Here is a 13786-nt window from a genome sequence, read left to right on the forward strand (position 1 = left end):
AAGCCTCTTGTTGAATATATAAAAGTTTCGATTTTGACAAAAAGACAAGCGGTTTATAAGGGAATGTGTATGGTTGTTTTGTGGAATAACAATGGCTTCAAATTTCACAACAGGAATCCCCGAATTTGACCGATTGACGGAAAATAAGATTGAAAACGGTACGTTTCTCTTATTGACCGGAAACGATGATGAGGGAATGGCTTATTTTTCAGCGGAAATTGAGAAATCAATAGGGAGGTCCGCTGAAAAAGAAGCTCCTGAAAAAAACAACTGCGCATTTTTGAAAATAACGCCGGAAAATCGGTGTTGTTGGAAAGAAATGTGTTTTGGGAAGAAAAACCCAATACAAACAGCAAACGTAAAACCAATACAAAAACCAATACAAAAACCAATACAAAAACCAATACAAACAGTAAAAGTAAAAGCAGCGCAAACAGAAAAAGCAATGCAAACAAAAAATGCAGCGCAAACGGCAAATCCGGCCGTCTGCCGAACGGAACAGGAAGCCTTTGTTGAGGGTGATTTGGAAATGATCATTTTCATTGAAAGCCTCAGCGAACTGTTTCAGAACGAAAGCAGCACTGAAAAATACCCCGCTCAGCATAAAAACGAAGAACGCCAAACAGTCTCCTTTGTTAAGGAATTAAAAACGGCTTTAAACATGCAAAAAAATACGAAACACCAAAACTGTGAGGACATCCGGCAGATTGCAGTCGGATGTCTTCACGGTAAAATTTTCTCAAAGGAAAACGAAGAAAGATTGATTCACTTGGCGGACGCCGTTATTCGATTTCAGATGAAGGAAAACGGGGGAAAACTTGAGCGCCTGTTATTCATCTGCAAATACAAAGGTGCCGACGCAAGCGGAAACATACTTAAATACACGATTGAGAACGGTAAAATTCAAATTGAAAATAAAAAAAGAATTTATTAAGGAGATTCTCGTTCTTCTCTCTCACAGAAATATTCACATTGAGAGGGGAAATGAAATGGAAAATATATTTAATTTAAAAGCGGGCGACATTGAAATTAAAAACCCGATCGTTTTATCGGCAATGGCGGGTGTCACTGACGGCAAATTTGCCGCGGCGAACGCAAAAAACGCGGGCGTTGTTATTCTCGGCGCTTATAATTTGGATGAAGCGACTGAAAAAGCGGGAGCCGAAGCTGCCGCGCGCGGGCGAACGGAATTTACCGCAGGCGAAGATGTCGGCAGCGATGTTTTCATTCAGATCGAAAATGAAATTGATTATGTCAAGGCGGAAATGCCTGAAACGGTTCCGGCTGTCAGTGTCAGAAGCGCAGCGCTTGAACCGCTTTTAAAAGCGGCGGAATTGATCGAAAGCAAAAACGCAATTATGGAATTGGATATTCATTGCAGACAGCCTGAATTTACGGAATGCGGTCTCGGACAATCGCTGTTAAAAGACACGCGGAAGCTTGCCGAAATGATTCAAAAAATAAAAGAAACGGGCGTTGTTTTGTCGGTCAAATTCCGAACGAATGTTGTCAATCCCGGAATGGCTGCCGAATTTTTTGATGCGGTCGGCGTTAATATGATTCATGCGGATGCGATGATTGAAGGAAAAGGCGCTGACATTGACGCGATTGCTCAAATTCGAAATGCGACGCGAAAGCTTGTTATTGCGAACAATTCAGTCGATGACTTTGATGCCGCGCTTGAGTTTTTTTCAAGCGGCGCGGACATGGTTTCTGTTGCGCGCGCGGCAGTCGACGATCCTGAATTTATTCCGCATCTTGTCAAAAAGATTACTGAATATCAGCAGGAAACGGGCTGGTACAATGCGCCAAAGCATGTCTGCAAGCGCGGCGACAATCGCGGTCTTGCGTTCTGCTGCCCGCCGGTCAAATATTGCGGTCTGCTCAAAAGAATTGAAGAGGTCGGCTTTACGTCTGAAGAATTCGTTAAATTAAAGCAGGATGCCGTCAAAGGAACGCCGCTTGAAGGCGGCAAAGACACGTGTTTCGGAAGTTTGGCGTGGTGCTGCAAGGGAACAAAACCGTGTTTTTATCGTGACGGATCGCTTTCACAACTCGGGATTTCACCGGAAGATTATATGAAAATGAAAAGAAAACTTTCCGAAGAAATCTTGGATGCAATTGATGAAAAGAAATCAACCGCTTCTGAATGAGTTAAATAAGCATTGAAATAAATAAGACATTTGAAATAACACATGATTTGAAATATATTTGAAATATATATGTACAAAAAGTATGTAATAAAAACAGTAAATAAAAACAGTAAATAAAAACAGTAAATAAAAACATAAAATGATTAATAAAATTTCATAATAATTTAAATAATTCATAAAAAACGGATTAAAAATTAAACACAGAGATTAAACAAAACAAGAGGCGGAGAAAAAATGATTCAAGTTCCGTTAAATGAAGAAATTGCAGTGTCTGCTGCTCTTTCCATGATTTTGGAAGCGTCGTCTTATCCGAAGCCCGGAAATGTTCACCGGCTTCAGGATTTTGAAGACACGACATACGAGCATTTTTTGGCGTCGGCGTTGTCCGTTCAGCCTGTTTTTTTGAAAAGTATCGATTCAGCGTCTGATGCGGATCTTCCCGCGTTCGGCCCGCTTTTTTATGAAGCGGTTTTAAAAAGTCAAACGATGCAGAGCGGCGGAAATACGCATTTCGGAACTTTGATTCTGCTTTTGCCGCTTTCGGTTGCGGCCGGACATGTTTTGAGTGATTTGAATGGCGGAAATTTGAACGGCGAAACGTCTGCGGCTTCGGAAAAGAAGTCGGGTAAAAAAATCGGAAATGCGGTCACTCAAAAGGCGTCTGAAATTTGCAGAACAACGACATCAAAAGACGCGATTTGTTTTTACAAGGCGTACGGAACGCTTTTGGTTCCGGTTCAAAAAACGGAAGAAGGAAAAGAAGATTACGAACTGGATTTGGCAAGCGCTGCCGCGATTGAAAAGATTCGGCTTGAAAACATTCCTCTCTTTGACATCATGGCAATGGGATCTGACAGAGATATGATTGCCGCCGAATGGGTAAACGGATTTGAAAAGTCCAAGAAATTTGCCCGAAAGCTTCAAAAGAACAAAGTTTGGTTTGAAGAAAATCCCGAAAAACGTATCGAAAGTGCCGTAAACAGCGCAATTTTGTACACGTTTTTGGAATTTTTGGCGCTTTATCCGGATACGTTTATCGCCGCGAAATACGGGGATAAAAAGGCGGAAGATGCTCGAAAAAGAGCTGAAAAGTTAATGAAAAAGCTGAAAAAATCGAAGAATCTGAAAAAGATGACGCCTGAAATTTTGAAGTTGGATCAAAAATTCCAAAACGAAAAACTCAATCCGGGATCGCTTGCGGACATTACCGCCGCAGGAATTTTTATTGCGATTTTGGAAGGTTTGAAGATTTAAAATTCAAAAATATTTCATAAATATTTCATAAAAGCGATTCAAAGAGCGGTTTTCATGGAAGAGACGGCAGAAAACTTAAAAAGAATGGCAAAATTCGGAATCTCTGAGGGGATTTCCGAAATCATTCTGACAACAAAAAATGTTTCAGAAAGTTTTGAAACCGGAATCGCTGAAACGGATTCAACAGATTCAATCAGAACAGCAAATGCCGCTCCTTTCGGAATTACCTGGAAAAATAACAAAATGTTTCTTCATTTGTACAAAGGATCGACGACGTACGAAAATCTGATGCATGAAGATTATTTTGCGGCAAACATGACGGATGACGCGGTTTTGTTTGCCGAATCGACTTTTTATGATTTGGAAAATGAAGCGTTTGATACCGTTATTTATGTTGAAGAAAGTGCCGACAAAGATGGAAAAAATCAAACTTCATCATCGACTTCAACTTTATCTTCGATTTCAATCCCTGTTTTAAAAAATGCCGACCGTTTTGTTTTATTTAAATGCGTCAAAAGATTGGAAGCGTCGGATTCTGTTGTGATTGATATTACTCCTGTTGATTTTTTTGTTTTAAATTCTGAAAAAGAAGGATTTGTTTTCAATCGCGGTTTTCATTCAGTCATTGAAGCCTGTATCCATTTGACGCGCTATGAATTAACAAAAGATCCTGTTTATATCGATTATATTCGTCATCATCAAAGAATCATTCAAAGATGCGGTCGCAAACAGGATAAAAAAGGATTTGCGATTGTCAAAAAAAGATTGATGGAACTTGAAATCGCCGATTGTTTTGATTGAGAAATAAAAACGGGAGCGTTTTTTGAAATAATTAAGGAAAAGCGAGAGCGTTTTTTTGAAATAATTAAAGAAAAGTGAGAGCGTTTTTTTGAAATAATTAAAGAAAAGCGAGAGCGTTTTTTTTGAATTAAAGAAAAGTGAGAGCATTTTTTTGAAATAATTAAGGAAAAGCGGAGCGGTTCGCGCGTGGGCGGCGGCGGACAGCTGCTGCGGTGCCGGCAGCGGCAGCTGCGATGCAAACCTGACTGCAAGCGGAAACAGAAACCTGAAGGTAGCCGCGGCACGTTCGCGAATGCGAACGGATTACTATAAAATGAGCAGAGACAGTGGAAACGGAAACCTGACACCACGCGGAAACGCAAACCGATTGCAGGCAGCAACATTAAAAGACAGTTGCAGACTTGCAGGCTTAGCAGAAGCTGAAAAGCAATTAAAAGTCAGCGGTTTTGTATTTTTCGTTTCGCATGGGAAAGAATCTCCAACTCCTTCTTTCCTCCGCTTCGCTCCGGAAACGCGTCGTTGGAGGGGGCGGCTTTTGGACTTTTGATTCAAAATAATTCTAATTGAAACATCATTTTTCATCAATCTAACCAAAAACGGAACGCCTTCTTTTATCGAAAATTCAAAAATTTAAGATGAGGATTTTATCGGGCGTTCATGTTCACCGATTTTTTAAGTTGGATGTTTAGGTTTCGATGCCGAAAATAAATAAAAAACGGGGAATGAATTTAAAAATCAAAATAAAAACGGAGCAACTCGCGCGCGGCGACCGCTGCACAAAACAAGATGAAAGAATCAATTTTCGGAAGCGGCGGCTTTTTCGCTGTCCTTCTTGGAAGAAACGGGCGTTTTGGGATTGTTTTGAATGATATCAATAATTTCGCCGAGATGATTCAATTTATAATCGGGCTCGAAATAGAAATCGCGGTCATGATCGTTGCGGTCACCGTAAGCCGCGTACGCCGTCACCATTCCCATTTTCTTCGCGGGCGCAATGTCGCGGCGGAGACTGTCACCGATATACATAGATTCGGCGGCGCTTGCGCCTGTCCTTTTCAGCGCGAAATCAAAGGCGCCGAGATCCGGTTTTTTCTTGCCGGACATATCATAAGCAATCACATCGTCAACAAGACCGTCTAACTTAACGCGCTTCATTCGGCGGTAAGCATTTTCGGTGTCGGCGTCGGTGACAATGACAAAAGCGCGTCCCATATCTTTGACGGCTTCAATCGTTTCGCGAACACCGTCGTAAAGCTCGACGTTTTCGACTTTAACATCTTCATAAATACAGCAGCATTCTTCAAAAAGAGAATCGGAGAAAACATATTTTTCTCTCAGATAATCTTCGATATTTTCTAAATTTTCAAAACCGTAAATGCCGCGCAGGAAATATGACATCATCTCCAAAGGCTCACCTGTTCCAATCCGGTTAACAACGGCGGTGCAAGCCTCGACTTTGGCGTGGACAAAATCAAAAAGCGTGTTGTCCATGTCCGAAAAGATGTATTGAATTTCTTGAATATTTTGTTTTTCAGATTCTGTCATAAAATCCCTTATGATTTTAAAATATGTATTCAAAAGGAGTGTGATAAGGTTATAAATAAATTTGCTCGGGCTTCGCCGGCGCAAAAGCAGGTTCGGCCGCTTCCAAGAACTGTCAGTCACAAAGCGGAGAGATGCCGCCGCGCGCGAACGCACCGTTTTTGATATTTTCAAAAGCAAGGATCTTAAAAAAATCAAAAAGGTGAGAGTCGATTTTCAAAAAGATAAAATCAAATCAGCAATTCTTCGCCGACATCCAAACAATTCAAGCAGCCGCAGATTTCACCGTCTTCATCCAATCTGCAGATTTTACGGTACGGCTCGCCGAGCGGCTCCTGCCCGAGCGGATAGGTGCCGTAATGCATCGGAATCAAATGCTTCGCGCCGAGAACGTTGGCCGCTTTGACGGCTTCTTCGGGCGAAATGTGCGCGAATTCGGCAACAGAGCGCGGCGTATAAGCGCCGATCGGAAGAATCGCGTAATCAATGTCCGGAAACAGCTTGCCGATCTCTTCAAAATGAGAACCCCAAGCGGTGTCGCCGCCGAAATAAATTGTTTTGCCGTTGCAGCGGATGATAAAGCTGCCCCAAAGAATTCGATTGCTGTCAAAAATATGCATTCTTGACCAGTGAAAGCTCGGAAGGAAATAAATTTCGACGCCCGATTTCGTTTTATACTGCTGATACCAGCCGGCTTCCTGATAATTTTTGGTAAAAAAACGAACATAATTTCTCCCGTTAAGAGGAAGCAATGCTTCCGTTTTTTTATTGCCTTTGAAAATTTTCCGAAGCGAGCGCGTATCCGCATGATCGTGATGCATGTGAGAAATCAAAACATAATCAACGTATTTGAAATCCTCAACGTCGCAGGGAATCGGAACCATACGGTTGCGTGTCGGGAAGCTGTAATAAGAAGGATCGGTCAGGAAAGTGACGCCGCCGAGTCTTATGAAAAAAGAAGCGTGACCCAGCCAAACAATCATGTCTTCCTTTGAATTGACAAAATCGGTGTTCGGACAAAAGCCTGCGCGGTATGTATCGTTTTTCCGTTCTTCACGCTGCGGGTTATGAACGCGGGATTTGACAAAATCCATCATGTTGACCTGAGCGGATTTTTCATTCAGAAAAGAATGACCTTTCATAGGGTTTCCGACCCAACCATCTTTAATAATCGGCAGCGACGGATTGGAAACATATTTAATTGACAAAATAACACCTTGAATTCGTTTTTCGTTTGTTTTTATTTTTTGTTTTAACTTTTAAATGTACTGTTTTTAAAAATTGTTTCTATGTATTTGTTTTTATGTGTTTGTGTTTTTATGTGTTTGTGTTTTTATGTGTTTGTGTTTTTATGTGTTTGTGTTTTTATGTGTTTGTGTTTTTATGTGTTTGTGTTTTTATGTGTTTGTGTTTTTATGTGTTTGTTTTTAACTTGTTTTAAATTTTACTCTGAAATAGATCGAGATATAGTTTTTTAGAAGAATAATCAATATATAGTATAAAATTAGAATATAAACCTTAGGATTCGAAATTTTTTATAAAATTCAGATCAATAATATTAAACAAAAACGAGAGAGGGTAAAATGAGAGTTATCGGAATACTCGGCAGCGCGCGCGAAGACGGCAGCACGCATTATTTGATGGAAGAAATGATGAAAGAGCCGCAATCCAAAGGCGCCGAGACAAAAATATACAATTTAGCGAAAATGAATATCGGATGCTGTTTCGGCTGTCAAGTCTGCCGAAAAACAGGAAGCTGTGTCCGCAAAGATGATATGTTCACGCTTTATGACGCGTTGAAAGCGGCAGATGCAATCATCATCGGAACGCCGATTTACATGGGCGAAATGACGGGACAGCTGAAAACATTCATCGACCGCTGTTTTGCTTTAAAAGACGCCGAGAGCAAGCCGCTGATTCCGGCCGGCAAGAAATTGGCAATTGTTATCACGCAAGGCGCGCCGATGCCGGAACATTATGCCAAAACGTCCGAGCGAATCGAATATATTTTCAAAAATTACGGCTGCGTTCCCGTCGGAAAAATCACAGCCGTCAGCGTTCACAACACAGACGAACTTTTAAAAGATCATGATGTTTTGGAAAAAGCAAGAGAACTCGGCAAACAATTAATATAAACACAGAGACAATAGAAAAAGTAAGAAAAGACGCAATAAATGAAAAAAAGAAGGAAGAAAAATTCAAAGACTTGTCAAATTTATTGTCAATTAAAATTATCAAATTAAAATTATCAAATTATCAAATTATCAAATTATTATCAATTTATTACATAAAAACAAAAACGCGTAAAAACAGGTGGATTATTATGAAAGAGTGTATGAGCGATGAGATGAAGCGGAAAATTTCCGAACATCCCTGTTATTCTCCGGAAGCGCAGCACAAATTCGGAAGACTGCATTTGGCGGTTGCGCCGTCATGCAATATTCAATGCAATTACTGCGATCGAAAATTTGACTGCGTCAACGAAAGCCGCCCGGGCGTCACAAGTGAAGTGCTGTCCCCGACCGATGCGCTTGCAAAGACCGCCCAGATTTTGAGAGAGCATCCGTACATCCGAGTCGTCGGCATCGCCGGTCCCGGAGACCCGCTTGACAACGACGCAACATTTGAAACATTTCGCCTGATCCGCGAAAACTTCCCCGACATCACGCTTTGCATCAGCACAAACGGTCTGCTCCTCCCGGACAGATTTGACGAATTGGCAGAATCAAAAGTGGAAACGCTGACGGTGACGCTGAATGCAATCGATCCCGACATTCAAAAAGAAATCATCAGCATGATTTATTACAACGGCAAAAAATACAGCGGAAGAGAAGCCGCCGAGATTTTGATTCAAAATCAATTGGAAGGAATCAAAAAGGCTGTTGCCGCCGGAATGACCGTTAAAATCAACACGGTCCTGATTCCGGGAATCAATGACAAGCACATCATTGAAATCGCAAAAAAGATGAACGAAACGGGCGTTTACATCATGAATGTCATGCCGCTCATCAACCAAGCCGCTTTTGCCGACATCGTGCCGCCGACAGACGCGGAAAGAAAGGCCGTTCAGGATGCCTGCGCGCCTTATGTGAAGCAGATGAAACACTGCCGCCAATGTCGATCGGACGCTTACGGTTTGATTGGGAAAGATTTGTCGATTGAAAAGAAAAGTTGCGGCAAAACAAGCGTGTCGGAATTGAATGAGCTGAAAACGGTTTCCGTGAAAAAAGGCGGAAAAAACTAAGCCGTTCGCAAGCCGGCTGTCAATAAGCCTTTTATTTTGATTCAATATATTTTGAATCAATATTTTTTCAATATTTTACAACATTTTACAATATTTTCAATATCAATCAATAATTTCAATATCATTCAATATTTTCAATACCATTTAAGATTTTATTCAAGGAGATTAACAATTTGACGGATGCAGCCTGCCGAAATACTGACCGATCTGAGAGCGGGAGCGATTTACAAAAACTCGCCGACTCCGTCAAAACATTTGACGGCACCTCCCGAAAAAGTCCGATTGCATCTGTTTCAGAAATATTTAAAGAGGTTGCCGATGCTTACGGCGGCTGCGTTGCCGACTTTGGTGATGACGCCGCGGCGATTGACATCGGAAACGGCGACGTCATTTTGTTTGCCGCCGACGGCATTTGGGGCAGACTGATTGAAAAAAGCCCGTGGTGGGCGGGTTTTACTTCTGTTATTGTCAATATTAATGATATTGTCGCAATGGGCGGCCGTCCTCTTGCGATGGTTGATGTTGTTTCGTCAACCGATTCCGAAACGTTTAAAGAGATTTTTAAAGGGATGGCGGAAGGCGTTAAAAAGTTCGGCGTTCCCGTTGTCGGCGGGCACACGCATCCCGAAGGCGAAAAATCGTTGTCTGTCGCTGTTATCGGAATTGCCAAAAAAGAACATTTGATTCGAAGCGATTCCGCAAAACCGGGAGACCTTGTCATTTACGCAATCGATGTTGACGGGCGGACAGGCCCGAATTCGCCTTACAGTTTTGAATCCGTTTTTTCAAAAACGCCTGAAACGATTCGAAAAATGTATGAAGCGCCGCAAATCATCGGACAGAAAAAATTGGCGACAGCCGGAAAAGACATCAGCAACCCCGGAGTGATTGGGACGCTCGGCATGCTGTGCGAAACAAGCGGTGTCGGCGCCCGCATTCGGCTCGCTGACATCGTGATTCCGAATGATCCTGAGATTACGATTGAAAAATGGTGTCTGATGCATCCCGGGACCGGATTTGTTTTTACGGCGGCGGCCGGCAAAGCGGAAGAATGTATGAGTGTTTTGCGCGCGGGCGGCATGACGGCAGCAATTTGCGGTGAAATCACGGCAAATAAAAAAGTAATTATTGAGAATGGTTTGAATTCGGCGATTGTTTTTGATTTTGAAAAAGATAAAATTACGGGAATTCGGAAATAAATTCAAAAAAGATTTGAAAAAAAAGATTTGAAAAAAAAGATTTGAAATATTTGAAAAAAAGATTTGAAATTCAGTTCATCTCTCCTTAATTTTTCCATTTTTTATTGTATTTATTTTTCATTTTTGTTTGTTTATTTTCTTGTATTTTTTCGTTTATTTTCTTGTATTTTTTTGTTTATTTCCGTGTTTATCTTCAATACTTCATTTTTTTCTGTTGTTTTCATTCTTAATTATTTCATTTATATATTCATCCCATCTCCCGCAATTTGTTTCAGATTTGTTCGAACCGCAACCTTAATAACAACGGAGTCAGTTTTCGAAGTGATGAAATTTTTTTGACACATTAAAACAAATTTATATAATTAAAAAGGGAAACAATTAAAACCAAAAATAGTTAATTTTGTAATCACAAAGAGAACCTTAATATATCTGTGTCCCGTAATTAATGGTTCATGGAACCGATGGCAGCTCTTATTGTAATAGGGATTTTGTCAAGTGTTTTTATATTCGGGTTAAAGACGGGGATCGGCTGCGGTTTTTCAAAAACCGGCTGGAAAGTTGTGTTTGTCTTGTGTCTTTTATACTTCGTTATCGCGCTTGTTGCAGGTTATTTCATGGATGCGATTGATGTCACATCCTTTATGAGTTCACCGTTAGCGTCCGCGATTCATATCACGCTTGCGTTATTCTTATTGGCAGGCGGTATTGTCACGATGAAAAAGTGGCATTCCGGCTGTGATGTATCGAATAAAACTTTTTTAATCATGGTGTTTCCGTGCCCTGTTTGTATGGCAGCACTTCTTGTCTCCTGCGTTGCACTTTCAACCGTCGTCGAACTTGACGGCATCTTGATTGGCGCGCTTGTCGGAGTCGTTTTTGTCATATCGATTTTAATCACAACATTTGTGATGAAGAATTTAAGCAAAATCACAAAGAAACTGAATATCAACTTTGAAGGAACGCCTGACACACTCGGCGCAATCATGGTGTTTATCGGCCTGTTCTATCTGGTTGCCGCCATTATGATCCCGGCGTATATCGGTGCCGGCGCTGCGGCGTCAACCATGCCGACTTCATACGGAACGGCTGAGCTGACAATTCTTGCGGGTGTTGTTCTTCTGATTCTCTTCGGCGCCGTTTTGACGGCAGCTGCTGACAGAAGCAGAGAGAAAAGCGCGTGAAAGAACAATAAAATAAACGAATTAAAACAAATCAAATTTAAGATGATTTAAAAAAATAGTTAAAAATAAAATAATTAAAAAAAATAATTAAAAAATAATTAAAATAAAACCCAAAAACGATTACATGTGGAATAATTAAAGATTTAAATAAGGACCAGGGGAAATAATGGCAGAAATTGCATTTTTATCTGATTTCGGATCGACCGTCTCATACATCACGTATATTTTTTCAAATTCTCTTTTGTATCCGGTCATGATTCTTTTGATATTGTTCGTAATTGTATCATTGATCTTAACCGGAGAATTTGTGACGGAATATACACGCCGCCGCAGAGATCAAAAAGAGTTGGAAAAGGAAACGCACCGCATTTGCGAGATTATGGAATCATCGGCGCCGCAGGATGTTAAATATAAAGAAACGGCGGCAATTCTCAGAGGTTTTGAGGGAAAACAAACTCAAATGGTCGGCGCTTTTGCAAAAGACGCGGCCGACTCTGTTGACGGCTGTGATTTGAAACATATTGAAAAGATTGCGGACGACTATGAAGTTCGTATGATGAAGAGAACGGAAAAGACCAGAATTATCACAACGGTCGGCCCGATGCTTGGTTTGATGGGAACATTGATTCCGCTCGGCCCTGCTTTGATCGGTTTGACGGACGGCAACATTGATGAATTGGCGACAAACCTTGTGATTGCGTTTGCAACAACCGTTATCGGTTTGTTTGTCGCGGGCATCAGTTTCTGTTTAACGACGATTCGCAACCGCTGGTACTGGCAGGATATGATTGACATTGACTACATTATTGATGCTTTGGAGGAGGGAAACAAATGAGCCGGCGCTCCAGAAAAGGTTCTCACGGTTCGATATTTGCCCAAAACAATGTTGAAAACCCGATGAACAGTGTCGGAAACGTTTTCGACGTTGCGATGGTGTTTGCGGTCGCTTTGCTCGTAGCTGTCGTCATGTCCGCCGGATTGACCGAACTCATGACGGATGAAGACTTGACGATTGTCAAAAATCCGGGACAAGAGAATATGCAGATCATTACAAAAACCGATGAAGGCATTGAAATCATGGAAATCAACGCTGAAGAGCAAATCGGCGGCGGTATCGGCGAGGTGTTGGGACAAGCGTATCGGCTGGACGACGGGCGTGTGATTTACGTTCCGGAAGGAAATAATACGATTGAAAGCTCGAACACGACCAATTCCGATACGGATTCATAACGTAAAATAATATTAACAGGGGATTTTCAAATGAAAATCCTTCTTTTATTTTTCGATCTTCAATCAAAAATGAAGACTTGATTTCGTAAAAAATATCAACCCTTTTTTGATTATTTTTCTGATTTGTAATCCTCTTTTTGACTATTTTTCAAAAATCAATCCTCTTTTTGATTATTTTTCAAATATATGATTCACTTTTTGATTATTTTTTCAAATATATGATTCACTTTTTGACTAATTTTAAAATTTGTGCGGTTCGCGCGGCGGCGGCAGCTGCTGCGGCTGCCGGCGGAAACCTGCCGGCAAAGACGATGCAAACCCGATTGGCAAGCGGAAACAGAAACAGCAACCAAAGCGGAAACAGAAACAGCAACCAAAGCGGAAACAGAAACAGCAACCAAAGCGGAAACAGAAACAGCAACCAAAGCGGAAACAGAAACAGCAACCAAAGCGGCAACACAAACAGAAACCAACGTGGAAACACAAACAGAAACCAAAGCGGCAGCACAAACCGAAACCAACGCGGAAACACAAACAGCAGCCAAAGCGGAAACAAAAACAGAAACAAGTAACAGCAAACTAAAAATAAAATTAAAAAAGCTAAAAATAAAACAAAAAATTAGAAATTATCCTTCAAGCCAGGCTTTCATTTCTTTTTTCATGAATTTTTCCGCTTCCAAAACATTTTCAAGCGGACCGCGCAAAGCAATAACGGGCGTTTGGGCAATTTCGGGTTCGGTAATTGAAATCATACGGTCAACGGCTTCTAAGTCGAACATTTCGACCATGTCCATAATGATTGACATCGGAACACCCAACGGAATCACCAAATCGTAAAGGTCTTCCAATTCGGCATTTTCACCGGACATTTCTGCCAATTCGAAGCGTTTCCTGCTGATTAAATCATGAAGCGATAATACTCTTGTCATAAAAATCCCTTTTCTGTTTTTATTTTCCTTTTAATTTTCCGATATGAAGGGTTCAAATCTCGCTTGAGGCTTTGAACAATAAAACAAATTCAAAATCTAAAGCCATATAATCGCTTCACCTATTAAAAATATGACGATTCTCAAAAACGGAAGAATTTAAAAAACGAAAGAAAAGAAATAAAAACAAGAACGCTTTAAACAAAAAGAAAGATTCAAGAAGTATGAAACAATAAGTATGAAACCGTTAAGAAAT

Annotated in this window: 16 protein-coding genes; 12 read left to right on the top strand and 4 right to left on the bottom strand. The window is 40.9% G+C overall.

Going from position 1 to position 13786, the window contains the following annotated elements; translation table 11 throughout:
* Nucleotides 1-306: 306 nt before the first annotated feature.
* The 6 genes from MmiHf6_RS03575 (at nucleotide 307) to MmiHf6_RS03600 (ending at nucleotide 4755) form a co-directional block, all read left to right on the top strand.
* Nucleotides 307-516, top strand: a complete 210-nt coding sequence (locus MmiHf6_RS03575) for a hypothetical protein (RefSeq protein ID WP_316558333.1) — start codon at nucleotides 307-309, stop codon at nucleotides 514-516.
* Complete coding sequence (locus MmiHf6_RS03580) at nucleotides 446-934, top strand: hypothetical protein (RefSeq protein ID WP_316558334.1); 489 nt, start codon at nucleotides 446-448, stop codon at nucleotides 932-934. The genes MmiHf6_RS03575 and MmiHf6_RS03580 overlap by 71 nt, the downstream gene beginning before the upstream one ends.
* Before the next feature lie 55 nt (nucleotides 935-989).
* On the top strand, nucleotides 990-2153 hold the full coding sequence (locus MmiHf6_RS03585; protein ID WP_316558335.1) for a methanogenesis marker 9 domain-containing protein: 1164 nt from the start codon (nucleotides 990-992) through the stop codon (nucleotides 2151-2153).
* Nucleotides 2154-2387: 234 nt separating this feature from the next.
* On the top strand, nucleotides 2388-3407 hold the full coding sequence (locus MmiHf6_RS03590; RefSeq protein ID WP_316558336.1) for a triphosphoribosyl-dephospho-CoA synthase: 1020 nt from the start codon (nucleotides 2388-2390) through the stop codon (nucleotides 3405-3407).
* 54 nt (nucleotides 3408-3461) lie between these two features.
* Nucleotides 3462-4208, top strand: coding sequence for a DUF447 domain-containing protein (locus MmiHf6_RS03595; RefSeq protein WP_316558337.1), 747 nt, complete (start codon nucleotides 3462-3464; stop codon nucleotides 4206-4208).
* A gap of 313 nt (nucleotides 4209-4521) precedes the next feature.
* Entirely contained in the window at nucleotides 4522-4755 is a 234-nt protein-coding gene (locus MmiHf6_RS03600; RefSeq protein ID WP_316558338.1) for a hypothetical protein, read from the top strand.
* 248 nt (nucleotides 4756-5003) lie between these two features.
* On the opposite strand, the gene MmiHf6_RS03605 is transcribed toward MmiHf6_RS03600, so the two are convergent.
* Both MmiHf6_RS03605 and MmiHf6_RS03610 read right to left on the bottom strand, forming a co-directional pair.
* On the bottom strand, nucleotides 5004-5753 hold the full coding sequence (locus MmiHf6_RS03605) for an HAD family hydrolase (RefSeq protein ID WP_316558339.1): 750 nt from the start codon (nucleotides 5751-5753) through the stop codon (nucleotides 5004-5006).
* A 227-nt stretch (nucleotides 5754-5980) separates the two neighbouring features.
* Complete coding sequence (locus tag MmiHf6_RS03610) at nucleotides 5981-6958, bottom strand: MBL fold metallo-hydrolase (RefSeq protein ID WP_316558340.1); 978 nt, start codon at nucleotides 6956-6958, stop codon at nucleotides 5981-5983.
* A 375-nt stretch (nucleotides 6959-7333) separates the two neighbouring features.
* Between MmiHf6_RS03610 and MmiHf6_RS03615 the strand changes: the two genes are divergently transcribed.
* The 6 genes from MmiHf6_RS03615 (at nucleotide 7334) to MmiHf6_RS03640 (ending at nucleotide 12604) form a co-directional block, all read left to right on the top strand.
* On the top strand, nucleotides 7334-7885 hold the full coding sequence (locus tag MmiHf6_RS03615; RefSeq protein ID WP_316558341.1) for a flavodoxin family protein: 552 nt from the start codon (nucleotides 7334-7336) through the stop codon (nucleotides 7883-7885).
* Between the two features lie 188 nt (nucleotides 7886-8073).
* The gene (gene nifB, locus MmiHf6_RS03620) at nucleotides 8074-8994 is read left to right on the top strand and encodes a nitrogenase cofactor biosynthesis protein NifB (protein WP_316558342.1); all 921 of its coding nucleotides are present in this window, start codon (nucleotides 8074-8076) and stop codon (nucleotides 8992-8994) included.
* A gap of 173 nt (nucleotides 8995-9167) precedes the next feature.
* Entirely contained in the window at nucleotides 9168-10193 is a 1026-nt protein-coding gene (locus tag MmiHf6_RS03625) for a methanogenesis marker 2 protein (protein WP_316558343.1), read from the top strand.
* A 461-nt stretch (nucleotides 10194-10654) separates the two neighbouring features.
* Complete coding sequence (locus MmiHf6_RS03630; RefSeq protein WP_316558344.1) at nucleotides 10655-11374, top strand: DUF2162 family putative transporter; 720 nt, start codon at nucleotides 10655-10657, stop codon at nucleotides 11372-11374.
* A gap of 166 nt (nucleotides 11375-11540) precedes the next feature.
* Complete coding sequence (locus tag MmiHf6_RS03635) at nucleotides 11541-12209, top strand: MotA/TolQ/ExbB proton channel family protein (protein ID WP_316558345.1); 669 nt, start codon at nucleotides 11541-11543, stop codon at nucleotides 12207-12209.
* Nucleotides 12206-12604 carry a DUF2149 domain-containing protein gene (locus MmiHf6_RS03640; RefSeq protein ID WP_316558346.1) on the top strand — a complete coding sequence of 133 codons (399 nt, stop codon included), beginning with the start codon at nucleotides 12206-12208 and terminating at the stop codon, nucleotides 12602-12604. The genes MmiHf6_RS03635 and MmiHf6_RS03640 overlap by 4 nt, the downstream gene beginning before the upstream one ends.
* A gap of 191 nt (nucleotides 12605-12795) precedes the next feature.
* On the opposite strand, the gene MmiHf6_RS03645 is transcribed toward MmiHf6_RS03640, so the two are convergent.
* The gene (locus tag MmiHf6_RS03645) at nucleotides 12796-13182 is read right to left on the bottom strand and encodes a hypothetical protein (RefSeq protein WP_316558347.1); all 387 of its coding nucleotides are present in this window, start codon (nucleotides 13180-13182) and stop codon (nucleotides 12796-12798) included.
* Between the two features lie 48 nt (nucleotides 13183-13230).
* On the bottom strand, nucleotides 13231-13533 hold the full coding sequence (locus MmiHf6_RS03650; RefSeq protein WP_316558348.1) for a hypothetical protein: 303 nt from the start codon (nucleotides 13531-13533) through the stop codon (nucleotides 13231-13233).
* Nucleotides 13534-13786 lie beyond the last annotated feature (253 nt).

The organism is Methanimicrococcus hongohii (genome assembly GCF_032594095.1).
GTDB classification, from domain to species: domain Archaea; phylum Halobacteriota; class Methanosarcinia; order Methanosarcinales; family Methanosarcinaceae; genus Methanimicrococcus; species Methanimicrococcus hongohii.

Coding starts and splice junctions, on each gene's coding strand:
- MmiHf6_RS03580 (WP_316558334.1), top strand. CDS start 446: ATGCAAACAAAAAATGCAGCGCAAACGGCAAATCCGGCCGTCTGCCGA.
- MmiHf6_RS03585 (WP_316558335.1), top strand. CDS start 990: ATGGAAAATATATTTAATTTAAAAGCGGGCGACATTGAAATTAAAAAC.
- MmiHf6_RS03590 (WP_316558336.1), top strand. CDS start 2,388: ATGATTCAAGTTCCGTTAAATGAAGAAATTGCAGTGTCTGCTGCTCTT.
- MmiHf6_RS03595 (WP_316558337.1), top strand. CDS start 3,462: ATGGAAGAGACGGCAGAAAACTTAAAAAGAATGGCAAAATTCGGAATC.
- MmiHf6_RS03600 (WP_316558338.1), top strand. CDS start 4,522: ATGAGCAGAGACAGTGGAAACGGAAACCTGACACCACGCGGAAACGCA.
- MmiHf6_RS03605 (WP_316558339.1), bottom strand. CDS start 5,753: ATGACAGAATCTGAAAAACAAAATATTCAAGAAATTCAATACATCTTT.
- MmiHf6_RS03615 (WP_316558341.1), top strand. CDS start 7,334: ATGAGAGTTATCGGAATACTCGGCAGCGCGCGCGAAGACGGCAGCACG.
- nifB (WP_316558342.1), top strand. CDS start 8,074: ATGAAAGAGTGTATGAGCGATGAGATGAAGCGGAAAATTTCCGAACAT.
- MmiHf6_RS03630 (WP_316558344.1), top strand. CDS start 10,655: ATGGCAGCTCTTATTGTAATAGGGATTTTGTCAAGTGTTTTTATATTC.
- MmiHf6_RS03635 (WP_316558345.1), top strand. CDS start 11,541: ATGGCAGAAATTGCATTTTTATCTGATTTCGGATCGACCGTCTCATAC.
- MmiHf6_RS03640 (WP_316558346.1), top strand. CDS start 12,206: ATGAGCCGGCGCTCCAGAAAAGGTTCTCACGGTTCGATATTTGCCCAA.
- MmiHf6_RS03650 (WP_316558348.1), bottom strand. CDS start 13,533: ATGACAAGAGTATTATCGCTTCATGATTTAATCAGCAGGAAACGCTTC.